Raw genomic sequence first — 14,337 nt, 5'->3', positions numbered from 1 at the left:
TATTGAAAACATCATATATCCTAGTTAGTGGGATTGGAATTATTCTACTTATTGCGGGTTTTATGACTTTACCAAATATTGGAAATCAAGATTTGCATAGATTTGAACTAACTTCAGATTCTGAAACTTTACCAATTCCAGATAGATTATGTTTTGCCAAGGTTTCAAATATTGCAACTGTAGGTGGTGAATTATTTGATGCCGACCAATCACCATTTTTCGCTAGTAATCCAGAATTAGAATTTTTTGCTGGTGATGCTGTAAATATTATTGACGGATTCCAAATAGAACCAAAACTAACATGTCTTTCATTTTCAAATGCTGGAAAAACAACTGAACAATTACAAGCCGATGTAGATGCTTGTATTGTAGATAAAGATGGTGAGAATTGCCATCCATCAAATCATGATGTCATGGTTATCAAATCAAGTGAATTAACATTAAAAGTAATTTCAGAAGATAATGTAAAGAATGAAAAGATTACAACATACATTGACACCATAACAACTGATAGAGTTGAAGTTGCAGATGGAACAGAAGTAAAACTTGCAAAATACATTGTTAAAGTTACTGATTTGGAAGATGATTTATCTGGTGGAACATATTCATCTATTCAAGAATTTAGAGTGTTTGGAACATTGATACTTCATCCAAAAATATGTTCAGCATGTGAATTTGTTTACACAATTCCAGAAGAAGCAATTCCAACATTCCATGAAATAATTGTAAAGAAAGCAGAAGGTGAAGCAAAAACAATTGATAGTGATGGTGATGGTGTTGCAGATACAAATGAATCTGGAAAACAAAATGATGCTGTAGCAAAAGATGTTGAAAACCAAAACGCAAAAACAAAATCTGCAAAAGAAGCAATTGAATCAGCAACTGAATTTGGTGATTGTTTAATCATTGGTGATACTGATTGTTTGAATCAAGGTAAGTTCGCTATGATTTGGTTTGCAGTTGCTGGAATAATTGGTATTGGAATATTTGGATTCATAATTTCTTTATTAACAAGGAATAGGAACGGTTGATATGAGAAGTTTAATTCTTGTGCTAGTTGGCTTAGTAATCGCTGGTGGATTATTTGGTTATTCTGAACTAACTGGATTCACAAATTTCTTTTTTGGTTCTAGCGAAATAACAACATTCGCCACTGGAAATTATTTTAACACTTTGAATCAGTTTTCATTTTCATCATTCCTACCTATGGAATGCCAATACATCAATGAGACGTATGTAAAATATCAAGGTGAAGCAGTTTTTGGAAATGTCGCTTTTGATTCTTCAGTAAAATTTAACCCACAAATACAATTTGATGTTTCAAACAGAATAGATGGTAGAATCATAGATGCTCTAAGAATAGACATCAATCAAAAATGTGATATTTCAGAACCAAGTTATCTAAATGGATTAACTGGAATCAAAACAGTTGGATTTGCTTTAATGCAATTAACCACTGGTGACTTGGATAAAGATTTAGGAAACGAAATAACCAATTTAGAATCAGTTTCAATTAATACTACAGTACAACCAAACACATGGAAAGTTATTGCATCAAAAACATACGGAAATTTCCAGCAATATGAATCAGATTTAGTATTACATAATGATATTAATGCTTGGGTAAAAGCAGTTGCAACTATTGATGTAGATTACCAATTACAATATTCAAATTCAAATGGAAATATTGATGTTGGTAGTACAACTGGTGTTGGTTCATTGTTAACAAAATCAGCATGGTTAGTTCGTGCTGATGCAAATGTAATCAATCCACCAGAACCAAATGCCAATACATCTAATGAACCAATTATTTTAGAAAGCATTAGAACAACTTTAACAGAATCACAAGGTGGTCAAGATGGATTAATCAGTGATACAAATCCACTTGATACTAACAAACAATCTGGAAGGCAATTATTAATTGAAGGAACTGTTAGAAAATGGTTAAACACTGAAGGTTATCCAACAATTACAATTACTGGTGCATCAAACATTCCACTTGTTTCAGGTACTATGATATTTGATGAAAAAGTTGGCGATGATGGTAAGTTTGTATTTTATTATACAATGGCTAAAAATTCACCAAACGGAAAATACACTGTAATAATGGAACATCCAAATAGATTCCAAGGTGACTTTAAGACACCACAACAATCAACAAAAACATTCATTGTTGAAAATGAAGCAACTGTAACAACTACAACAACTGGTGGTACTGATCCAGAAATACTTCCAACTAGCACAACACAACCAAAATCATTCTTTGGTGAAATAGTGCTAGCATGGACTACACTTTACGAAAATGGAAAATCACAAAGTGGTATAATAGGTAGTGATGATGGGTTTAACATAGAACTTGGAACAAATCTATCATTGGCAAATGCAGTTGATGGAATAAATTCTATTCTAAAATCAATCCAAGTAACACCAATTCTTCATCTAAAAGATGCTTCAGTAACATCACAGTTTACAATTGAATCAAGTGATGTAACATTTGCAACAACAATTGAAGTTGGTGCTGATAAAGTATTCTTGGATACAAGAAACACAATTCTATTTTCACCAACCAAGGCACTTTGCATCAATGATCCTAATACTGGTTCAACAACTTGTGCAAATGAAGGATTCTCATTGGGTTCAGTAATACTTGGTACTGAAGCAATTACAAATAAGATTGAAACTTTACAAAGTATCAAGAATTTGCCAAATGGTGGAACAGCAAAAGTAAAAATTATTGTAGATATTGCTGGAACATTTGATGCAAGAAACGATATTGACGGAAAGAAATATTCTGGTAAAACTGAAGGTTCACAGTTCATTTGGGAAACAACCTATGTTAAAGGAAGTTTAGGTCAACAAGTAACAACCAAGACTTCAGAAGATGGAACAACTAAAGCAGTAGTGACAAATGATGATGAAACCGCTGATGCTGAAAATCCAGAAAAAGAAGTAATTGAAACACAAGTCAATTCATCAACCGTAAAGAACCAATGTAAATTCGCTGAAGATAACTTTGTATTCGTTAATACACAATGTGATTTAATCAAAGTATTCCAGAAACAAGTTAGTGATTTGAAAGATGGAACATGTCATTCTAAAGACTTTACAGATTCTAGTGGAATTGAAAGGGAAGTAACATTCTGTGCTAGTGTTGATGCTGAAGTTGGTTCTGGTGGTGCTTCTGGAAGTGCTGGTGGTGGATTAGGAAATGATAGTGGAACTAATAATACCGATGGTGATGATCCAAAAGGATTTGGTGGATTAGGTGGATTCTGTGAAGGAACAGTAATTCAATGTGCTTCTGCATTCACTGAAAACATTGATGAAAAACTTAAAGAAAATATTGGATTGGATTCAGTAGAATTAGGTTTGGTGCTTGGTGGTGTAATCATTGTAATCATTGTAATTGCTGGATTAATGGCAGTAGCCAAGCATAGAAATGATAGTTATAATCCTATGAACTACAGGTAAACTATTTTTACAGTTAAGTTTATCTAAGAACTTTTTGAAGATTTATTATTGCAATCGCCATTCCAATTATCAGTAATCTCAATATTTTCAATCGTGATAATTATCGGTGCTGTTATGGCTTTAGATAGTTTTGGTATCGTTTCATCACCATTATCACTAGAAAATGGTGAAGGTGTTTTTCAAGGTACAAACACTGGTGATAGGGATTTACTTTTCGCAGAATCATATATTGAAACAAAGTTAATTTTTGCAGATGAAATAAAATCATCCAGAACAGATTCAGTAACCAATACATTCACACCATTTTCGTTTGTTGGATTATCCGACCAAAAATTAAACCCATTAGTACGTGCAGAATTGTTTGTTTATACAGATTATAGTAGAATGGGTGCTGATGTTGAATTTGATTTTCCAAGAACAACAATAAAACAGTTTGTTACAGTAAATGGGATTCCAGTTAATGTACCAAAAGGATTACTTTTAGAAAACACTTATGATCCAAACACAAAGTTATTGAAAGGTGCTGGATTACATATCACACCAGATTTTGTAGAACAGATACTTGCACAAGGAACACAATTGAAATCTGGTGACATAATAGAATTCATAATGACTGTAGAAGGAAGATATGATGCACAAAAACTTCTACCAGATGGAAGTGTACTTAGAATGTATGATGGATGGATAAAGGGATTAAACACATCAATTGCATTCAGATATTATGATGCAACTGAATTACTTTTGATTAGGGCTGGACAATCTGGAAACCCAAGTGAAATTCCATCTTCTACTGGATGTCCAGATGTAAATTCTAATGGTATTTGTGATTCAAATGATCCAACTATAGTTCAAGTTCAAACAGTTGATTCAAACACAAATACAGTTACAAGTGATACAAGTGTTGAATCACCACCAATACAAACACAAACAACTTCATCAAGTGAATCAGGTGAACCTATATTCAACGATGTGATTCCAGAAGAACCAATTGAGTTACCAAATGGTGAAACATCATCATTATACACCAGTGGTAATGCAATATCACAGTCAAATGGAATTAATATTGCAGTAGAAGAATTAGAATCTGGTTCTACTGAAGAAGTTGCATTGACTGTGTTAAACACTATTCAACAAAAACAAGAAGGTGATGATAATGCAACAATAGGATTTATCGTAATGGGAATAGCAATTGGTTCATTTGTAATCTATATGATAGTAAAGAGGTTGAAGAACAAATGATTTCAAATGAAAAGATTTTTGGTATTGGCGTATTTGGGGTTGCTATAATTGCATTAGGAATGTTATTCCTAGTTGAATTCAACGGAACACATGGTTCAGTTGATGATTTCTTTACTGGATTTGGAACTGTTAGAACATTTTCACTTACACAAGATTTCACAAACATGAGATGTGAAGAATTCAATGAGATATGGATTAATTCTGGTGGAAGTATTTTACAAGTAGCAAGTTTTAGTGAACGAGAAACAATTTTCATTGATGAACAATTTCAAAATCAATTAGCATTAACAGCAAATGGAAGAACTGTAGATGATATTCATATTAAATTATTTTTAGAATGTGATGGAAATGCTATGGAAGGTTCAACTATTGTATCTGGAACAGTAAAACTTCGAGAAAGAATTGAATCACCAACTGTTTTCTTTTTGGGAAATGATAGACCAATATCAACATATTCAACACAAACAATTACACCAGTTGCATTAGAAGATAGTATTAAGAAAGAAATCTTTGAATACATAATCACAAAACAAGTTTTGAATAATGTACTTGCATCTTCTGGTGATGGTTCAAAACATTTCAAATCTGAAATGCTTCCAAAACTAAAATTTGATTTCAATCATCCACAAGTTGGTGTATTTTCTGGTGCATTTGATACAGAACAATTCGGAAAACCAATAGTAACACAATTCGCATTTTCATTTGTAAATGATATTGTCCAACCAACACAAACAACATCACCAACAACTGATCCAAATCTAGATACTGATGGGGATGGTAAAGTTGATTCAATAGATGTATGTCCATTACTTCCAGAAACTGTAAATGGATACAATGACAATGATGGATGTCCAGATTCATTACCAGATACTGATGGTGATGGAATTATTGATGCAAATGATTCATGTCCAATCCAACCAGAAAACTTTAACGGAATTACAGATTCTGATGGATGTCCAGATTCATCACCTACACCATTAGATACAGATGGTGATGGAATAGAAGATTTGTTAGATTTGTGTGTTGGTGAAAAAGAAACATTCAATGGTGTCAATGATGGTGATGGATGTCCAGATACAGTATTATCAACAACTTCAGATTCCGATGGTGATGGAATACCTGATAATTTAGATGAATGCCCAATGGAAGAAGAAACCTTCAATGGTGTCAATGATTCTGATGGATGTCCAGATACTGTTCAATCATCAACCACTTCAGGTTCTGAAAGTGCTGAAACCAGTGTAGGCGATACATCACTTGGAAGCACACAAGTAATTCCATTCCAGCAAGTAAGTGATGATGATCCAAGTGGCATTATTATAATTGCCATTATTTTTGTGGGTTTCATTGGTTCTGTGGTTGTCCTCAATAAGTTGAGAAAGAAATAGCAAATTCTTTTTACTAAAACCTTTTTAACACTGGAATTATCAGAATCGTTATTGAAGGCTTTAGCAATATTACCAATTCTTCTAATTTTAGCCATTTCACCATTTCTATTTGAAGATGCTTTTGCCGACCATGTAAGTTATGGTGATAATACTGGAACTTATGATGATAGATGGTGGTGGGCTGAAGTTGATAATACCACTGGTGATTGTGAATCAATTGGATATGATTCTGGTTTTGAAAATAGATTAGATAGTGGTGGAAATTTTTGTTGGGTTTTCAAATCATTCAAGACCGCTGATTTAGAATTAGGATGGTCAGCAGTTGTTTCATGTGGAAGAAGTTCTTCATCACCAGTTTATTATCAGATGTATATCTATGATGGAATGTATGATCCAACAAATTCAACACATTTTCCAACTGATTCACCACCAGTAACACTTGGTGCTGGTTTACTTGTTAATTATGGAACTAATGTTTGTCCAACAAGTGGAACACCTGATTTATCCGCATCCACTGAAGAATGGGTTACATTTGTTATGGAAACAGAAGATGATGGTGCTGGTCATGCAGAAATAATACTTGACCAATTTGAATTAACTGGATTATCTGGTGTCAATTCTTGGCGATTCTGTCAAGAACCAACATCAAATGACTGTGCAACTGAAAGACCATTTAGTGCAAGACAAGGAAGTGGTGAATCAGAATATGGTTATGTGTATTCTTATGATCCAGAAACTGTTTGGCGTGATGGTGCAAAAATTGTTGATTTGGGTGTAGTTGTAACAAACAATACAAGTGTAAATTTTACATGGACTGAAATCGATTCCGCTGGTATAGGAATTCAAGCAATTGCAAATGGTGGATTGAATTCTACTGGCTATATGTTGGAATACAAAAACGGAACAGCAAGTGAATCAGATTATTGGACATTGATTACCGCAAATGCTGGTGATGTTGAAACTTATGAAACTGGAAATATTTTTGAAGCAGGGCATAGTTATACAGCACGTGTAATTACTTTAGGTGGTGAAGATGCTGGATGGTTATCAGAGCCAAGTAATGAAGTTACATTTACAATGAGTGGTACAAGTGCATCAACACAAACATACGATGAAGCATATTATGTTAATGGTAATACTGGTGTAGATAATCGTGTTTATTATCGTGAACAAGCAGAATATTCATTAGTAAATCAATCAGGTGTACCGAATTTCCAAGCATTATGTAGTGTGCATGATTGGTACACTACACCAGCAAATGGTTATCAAATGGGTACACCAAACAGTGGATACGGTACATGTTATTCTTCAATGTTGGTTCTTCCAACCGCTGAAGTTGATGGGGTTGAATGGACATGGACTGGATTGTTACATAGAAGTGTAGCACAAGTTTATCATACATTCTATATCTATGATGGTGCATTAGATGTTTACAACGGAACACAATTCACACATGGTAAAAGAAATCTAGGATGCCAAGAAGGTGATACACTTGGTGGACAATGTATGCTTTATGAAAATGGTGTACCAACAAGTGGAACTGAAACATGGACACCAGATTTATCTTCAGCACAAAGTGATTATGTCACTTTTGTTGTAATGCTATATGATAATGAGTTCGGTTCACATGATGTTTGGACTACTTTTACTTCATTAGCAATTGATGGGTATAAAACATTCTATTCACCAAACACTTCAGCATTACAATTACAATTTCCAGAAACAGAATATATTTCAGGTACAGAACATGATTGGGGATACTTCAACACGTTATTCATTCCAACACCAACATTATCAACCGCATTATCTGGTGATGATATTGTTCTTACATGGACTGTAGGAAGTGAAGCATTCGATGTTTCACCAACTGGATATAGAATTGATAGGGAATGTCCATCGGGTGGTGGATGGAAAACAATTGTTGCAGATACTGGAACTACTGATTTAACTTACACTGATGTTAATCCATTTGCTGGAACTTCTGGATTCTATGAAGAAACATTCGATGATGATGTTTATCAGGCATCTTGGATGTCACAAGACGACCAGTCACCTAACTTCATCACATATCACAGTGGTTCAGATGTTTTGTTATTTGGAATGTTGGCTGATGCAGTTGACCAGCATATAGTATTCCCATTATCAACCGCTGGTGTTGACAATGATCCAGTTTCAGATACAGAATGGGTTATGGAATACAAGATTAGTTGGACTGATACCACAACTGGTACAGGTGCAAATTACCATGTATTTGGATTAAGTGATTTGAATTCTGGTAACTTTTGGGATGTAAGTCAAGATTTCTTAGGAATTATATTTTGGGTTGATGCTGGTGGTGCAACAACAAGTGTTTATACTGGATATAGAGATGGTGCAAGCAGAACTACTACAGATACTGGATTCAATCTTTCTAATGCAGATATGCAAGGTTCTGATTACTTTATTAAACTATCAAGAACTTCACCAACTAACTTTAACATCAAAATGTATTCTGGTTCTGTAGAAGATGTTGATAACTTAATTCTAAATGATGATACAACTATTCCAGCAACAATTACAAGTTTAGGAAATATTCTTGGTTCTAATTTTGGTTCAATTTCAGTTGCAAGTGAAACATTATTGGAAGGAAGTATTGATAATCTGAAACTTGGTGATGCTGGAAATCTATCATTACAAAGTGCATCAACACAATGTAATTACAGAATTTATTCAGTTGCTTCACTTGGTACTAGTGAAGTATCAAACGAATCAGCAACATCACAAGCAGGGGTATCATTAACATCACCATCAAACTTAGTTTGTAATCCTACAGGAACTGATAGGGTTCAGTTAATTTGGAATTACAACGGTGCTGAAGTTGCAGAAGGATTTAGAATAGATGGTGCAACACCAAAAGGTGCTGAATTCACAACCTATGTTGCAGATACTGGAAACGCAAATACAGTTAGAACAGTAACTGGTTTGTTACCAAACACAGAATATAATTTCAAAGTTGCTGTTCTAGTTAGTCCAGATACTTCAGGTTTCTCAAATGAATATTCATGCAGAACCAATTCAGCAAGTGGTGGTGGTGGTTCAACACCTACAACACCAACAACACCTACAGTAACTGATCCAGAAACTGGTGAAACCACTGTTTCAGGTTCAGAATTCCAAGCAACATCACCATCAACACCAATAAGCCAATCACAACAAGATTTGTTTGATTTGTCATTCCCATTAATTCAAGAATTGACAAATAGTTTCAGTGGTGATATATTTACTCTAGTTGGTGGCGTACATTTCGCAAGTGTTGGACAAACTGTTAACGGAAACCTTCTGGTAGGATGGGATAACACAAACAACATAATCGTTAATTCAATTATTATCGCAGATTCACAGATGCAAGTTAACCCAATACCATTCCCACCTTATGTTGCAGAAGGTGGTGAAATATTATCAGATAATGACATTGAACAGTTATCAATTGTTCCACCAGATTCACCAAACATAGAATCACATCAATTATTACCATACGAAATTGTAATCCCAAGTGCATTTTGTGGAACTGGAATAGAACCATGTGTTGAAGCGGGTACACATAAGATTCCAGTAAAGGTAATCTCAACACAGGGTGGACAAAATGTAGCAAACAACGCTAGGATAGAAATTACAGTTGGTGTACCACAAATTCAGTTTGATATTCCAACATTTGTAATGTTCGCATTGGTTGGAATGGGATTGGTTGGTTCTGTAATGGTTGCTAGAAGATTCAGAAAGAAAGGCAAAACCGTTACAGTCTAGCCTAGAAATCAAAAGTTTTTACCATAATAATTAAAAGGTAGAATAATAGAATAATTTCTATATGGATGAAGTAATTTTTGCCGATTTACCAGCACTTCCTAATGATAATCTAATTTTTTATCAGATGGTTTCAGAATTCTATATCCCAAATTGGGATAAACTATGTCCAGATATTTCAATTCAAAGTATTGTTGAAAAAGTTCTTAATCCAGAAATTTATCCAGATGAAAAACCAGAAAATATAATCAATAGTTCAGAAACACAAGAAGTTATAAAAAAGAAAATGGGTGCATTTGAAATTATCAGCACTAAAGAAGATATGGATTCTATAGATAAAATTGATACAAGACCGATTGAACAAATAATTCGTGAGTTAGATAATCCAAAAGTGAAAAAAGAAACAGCAACAAAAACACCAAAAGAAGTTATTGAAATGTTAGGTCATAAAATAGATACAAGACCAAAAGTTACAGTTGAAGAAGAACAACCAGAACCAGTTCAATCAGAACAAAAACAACAACAATCAAAAGAAGAACATGATTTAGAAACTATGTTAACTGGTGAATTGATTGCATTAAACAAAGATGTTAATCAAAGATTCCAATGGTATAACGATATTGATTTTGGACACATACGAAGTATTGTTGAAAAGAAAAGTTTGAAGAAAAAAATCATCAAATTTGAAACACAAACAATCAATTCTTACATGAACAAATACAAGAAACTCTATGATCTATTATCCCATCATGGATATGAGATTGAAATGCTATCATCAACTGAAGAAAGGGATTACGAAACAATTTTCAATGAATTCAGTGTTGAGATTGGTTTGTTAGAAAAGATTTCACTTGTAGATGAAATGAAAATGATTTCTTCATCATGGCTTCCAAAAGAAAAATTATTCAGTAGAAGAAAACGTATTACACCAGTAATTTCAGGTAAAGCCAAATCATCCGCTGATAAGGAAAATTCATAATGAATATACAAACTAACTTTGAATCTTCAGATGAAGGATTATGTATTGAACTTGATGTGAAATATATTTCAGCAATTGAAGGAAAACCATATTCATTACTAGAAAGATTGTTTCATAAGATATTTGATACAAAATGGAAAAGAAAACAAATTATTGATAAAGAAAGACTGTATTGGAAAAATCAAAGTTTGATAAATGATTTCTGGAACATAGAATCAAATTATGATATTGGGTTTTTAGAATATGATTACAATACAATACAATTTGCATATTTATTTTCAAGTGAATTAGAGAAACAAGGTGATTAAATGACAACTGGACAAATACCAAAAACAACATACGCATTTCCAGATAATTTTGATGAATATGTATTACATGGAATAGGAACAGTAGTTGGACATCAAGGATTCGATAATAATATTTTGATGGCTGAAGGTTATATGAAATTATATCCACAAATAAATTTAGGATTCAAGGCTGGATATTTTGATAATATATACACAAAACAGAAATTAGAAAAAGGATTGAATGAAGTTGCAAGTAGAAGGTTAAGACAAATTTGGCGTGATGGAACATTTCTAGCGATTACAAGAAATGAAGATGAAACAGTTGTAACAAATAGAGAAGTTATTTACCCAATTAATGGAAAATATCTTGTTATAAATAAAGATACTTTAGATGAAATGAAATTAGAACATATTTGGGAAACGATAACTGGATGTGAAAAATGTGGTGGAGAAAAATATGTTCAATTAAAACCTGAAGATTTAGATGATTTGTTTCCAACTGGTGTTAAATTCTGTGTAAATTGTGGATATGAAGAAGAAATTGAAATAGAGAGAAAACCATCATTGAAAGAAATGGAGTTAGTTAGACCAAAACATTCATCACCAATTTGGCGTGAAATTCAAGGTGAAGTGCCAATAAGATATGCACATGAAGATGGTGATTTGGTTTCATTAGCAAGTAATGATGGTGGGTTTTATGATGAATTCGCAGATGGCAGAAAACCAAAATTCACTGACATCAAACAGATTCTAACTTCAGAAGATACAACATGTTTTCCATCAAAAGTATATTATGAATCATCAATGCACTTAATATTTGATGAATTTCTACATTACTTTAACATCCATTTAATTGATATTGTTAGAATGTGTAATCATAGACGACAACAATTCACATTTGAAGCAACACCAAGTAAGTTAAGAGAAAAAGTTAGGGAAACAACGGTACAGGAATGAAACCTTGTGATATGTGTGGTAAATATGGATGTGATTGTTACTCAATTATTGGAAGATGTACTAGATGTGGTGCATCACTTAATGTTGGTGATTTCGATAACGGTCAATGTATGACATGTGGAAGCCAAGATATTGTAGAAGCAATTATAGGTGAAAAATAATGTTAATTAGAAGAATGAGAAACCAAGTTTTAATTAGTTTTAATGTAGAAGATGAAGCAATAGGATTCTTCAAATTTTTAAAAAAAGGTGTTAAAGATGCTTCATTCATAGAATTGGTTAATCATGTTGGTGATGATGGAACATGTGATAAACATAGAATGGGATGGCTAGGTTCTGCATTTCCATTTGGATGCCCATCATGTAATATTGAATTGTATAGAACTATGGGATTTACAGTAATCAAAGAATCTGGAAGATGGAATGTGAAACCACAAGGTAAATGAAATGGCATTAGAAATCGATGAACAATTCTTACGTGAACCACTTTTAACAACACCTTATGATCCACCAAATTTCAAGAAAAAACCTTGGCGTGATTTGAACACACCAACCGCATTTGTTTTTGTTGGTGATAAACGAAGTGGAAAAGATGTTGCTATGGATAATGAATTAGAAATCACACTAAATGAACATTTCACAAATGTTTATCTTTTTGATGGTGGTGGACATGAAAAACTCTATACGGTAATCAACAAGAATTGTAAAGGAAAATGGGATATTATAGATTCTATTCTTCAAATTTTTGAAACAGAAGAATCAGTTGAATTATCAGTTGATTATTTAGAAAGAAAAATGGAATCAATCACACCAAAACAATTTGAAATAATTATTGGGTTAATGGTATCCGCTGGATTACTAAAAAGAAGTCAAGATGTTTTAGGAATTACTGAACTTGGATTAGATGAATTAGATGGAAATCTTCTACATTGTAATTGTCATAAGAAATATCCAGTAACTGTACTAAAACCACCTTATGTTAAACATTCTAAAGAAGCAGTAGATAGATTCAATGGATATTATTTCAAAGATGCGTTTGAATATGCAAAAGCATTCATGGATAAATTAGTTTTCCAATGGTTGCCAGCAACAACCGACTTTACAAAAATTAAAAAACCAAAAGAAATGATTCAGCATATCAAACCAATGTTGAGAGTAGTTGAAGTGACTATGCCACGTGGTTCTAGAGAAAATATTAATAAATTTTTAGAAGTATTTACAAAAGAATTAATCCATGCTAGAGAATATGGAAATCTTCTAGTTGCTTGTGATCCAGCGATGTATCCACCTGACCATGAAGGAAAATCTGATAAATATGCTGTGTTTGCCACTGTGATGGATAATATGAAACCAATTGCTGATAGACATTTCATACCATTAGTTCTTGACAAACCAAGAAACAAATGGACAAAAAGAGAAAAAGCATATCATAAAATTGCATTGTACGCTGGTGAAATTAGAAAACCAGTACCTAATCAATCAATGTCACCAGAACCAGAAGCAAGTGTTTCTAAACGTTCATTTTTTGGATTTATGCCAGAATCAAGACATGCCAAAACGTTTCCTAGAGTTAATGCACAATCTCTTGGTGATGTTCTAAAAGGTGTCAATAAACAGCACGATATTATCATTGTAAAAAGAAGTTCTGATAGAAATCTTGGTGAAGAATTGAAGTGGTTATCTGTAGAAATGGATAAAGCAATTGAAGAACAGTTAATCAAATGGAAGATTTGGAAGTTCAATAAAGAAGGAAAATTAGTAAAATCACCAATTTCACCATTAGTTAAGAGAAAATTAATCAACGATAAAGGGTTATGTAAAATATCAGAATTACCCGATAATCGTGCAATTGTTGTAAATGGAAACAATCAATGGCGTATGACAAAATACAATCCAGCATCATGGCATCACAAATCAGATAGAGATGAATTCGCAAATGATACTGGTGTAAAGTTTGAATTTGATGAAAAGATTTTGGGTAGGTTAACAGAAACTACCAAAAAAGGAATTACAAAATCAGAAAAAACTACCAAAACACAGAAGGTTCACAATCAAGAAATGTATGAAAAAGCAATTGAAGAATTAAAGAAAAATGAAATGAATACTGAAGTTTTATACAAAAAAATGCAAGAAATTTATTCTGATGATCCAATAAAAAAAGAGTTGTTAGATAAGAAAAAACCACATGCTTTCTATGTAGGATTAAAAAGATACAAAGATTCACAAAAAAACGAAAA

Annotated in this window: 11 protein-coding genes; all 11 read left to right on the top strand. The window is 32.9% G+C overall.

Annotation, left to right across the window (positions count from 1 at the left end):
- Positions 1–2: 2 nt before the first annotated feature.
- Positions 3–1,031 carry a hypothetical protein gene (locus K5790_RS10265; RefSeq protein WP_297594785.1) on the top strand — a complete coding sequence of 343 codons (1,029 nt, stop codon included), beginning with the start codon at positions 3–5 and terminating at the stop codon, positions 1,029–1,031.
- Position 1,032: 1 nt separating this feature from the next.
- Positions 1,033–3,471: a hypothetical protein gene (locus K5790_RS10260; protein WP_297594784.1), complete on the top strand. Its 2,439-nt coding sequence runs from the start codon at positions 1,033–1,035 to the stop codon at positions 3,469–3,471.
- A gap of 114 nt (positions 3,472–3,585) precedes the next feature.
- Entirely contained in the window at positions 3,586–4,710 is a 1,125-nt protein-coding gene (locus tag K5790_RS10255) for a hypothetical protein (RefSeq protein ID WP_297594782.1), read from the top strand.
- A complete protein-coding gene (locus tag K5790_RS10250) occupies positions 4,707–6,098 on the top strand; it encodes a thrombospondin type 3 repeat-containing protein (protein WP_297594780.1) in 1,392 nt (463 codons plus the stop codon). Before K5790_RS10255 ends, K5790_RS10250 begins: the two co-directional genes overlap by 4 nt.
- Before the next feature lie 51 nt (positions 6,099–6,149).
- Positions 6,150–9,881, top strand: a complete 3,732-nt coding sequence (locus K5790_RS10245) for a fibronectin type III domain-containing protein (protein WP_297594779.1) — start codon at positions 6,150–6,152, stop codon at positions 9,879–9,881.
- A gap of 61 nt (positions 9,882–9,942) precedes the next feature.
- Positions 9,943–10,857, top strand: a complete 915-nt coding sequence (locus tag K5790_RS10240; RefSeq protein WP_297594778.1) for a hypothetical protein — start codon at positions 9,943–9,945, stop codon at positions 10,855–10,857.
- On the top strand, positions 10,857–11,165 hold the full coding sequence (locus K5790_RS10235) for a hypothetical protein (protein WP_297594777.1): 309 nt from the start codon (positions 10,857–10,859) through the stop codon (positions 11,163–11,165). Before K5790_RS10240 ends, K5790_RS10235 begins: the two co-directional genes overlap by 1 nt.
- On the top strand, positions 11,166–12,101 hold the full coding sequence (locus tag K5790_RS10230) for a hypothetical protein (protein ID WP_297594776.1): 936 nt from the start codon (positions 11,166–11,168) through the stop codon (positions 12,099–12,101).
- Positions 12,098–12,262 (top strand): hypothetical protein, encoded by a 165-nt coding sequence (locus tag K5790_RS10225; RefSeq protein ID WP_297594774.1) that lies wholly within the window; start codon positions 12,098–12,100, stop codon positions 12,260–12,262. The genes K5790_RS10230 and K5790_RS10225 overlap by 4 nt, the downstream gene beginning before the upstream one ends.
- Positions 12,262–12,546 carry a hypothetical protein gene (locus tag K5790_RS10220; RefSeq protein WP_297594772.1) on the top strand — a complete coding sequence of 95 codons (285 nt, stop codon included), beginning with the start codon at positions 12,262–12,264 and terminating at the stop codon, positions 12,544–12,546. Before K5790_RS10225 ends, K5790_RS10220 begins: the two co-directional genes overlap by 1 nt.
- Position 12,547: 1 nt before the next feature.
- A partial coding sequence (locus tag K5790_RS10215) for a hypothetical protein (protein WP_297594770.1) occupies positions 12,548–14,337 on the top strand: 1,790 nt, incomplete at its 3' end.

Source organism: Nitrosopumilus sp., assembly GCF_025698945.1.
Classification (GTDB): Archaea; Thermoproteota; Nitrososphaeria; order Nitrososphaerales; family Nitrosopumilaceae; genus Nitrosopumilus.
Note: the sequence above shows the minus strand (reverse complement) of the source record. Positions and strands in the feature narration are given on the sequence as shown.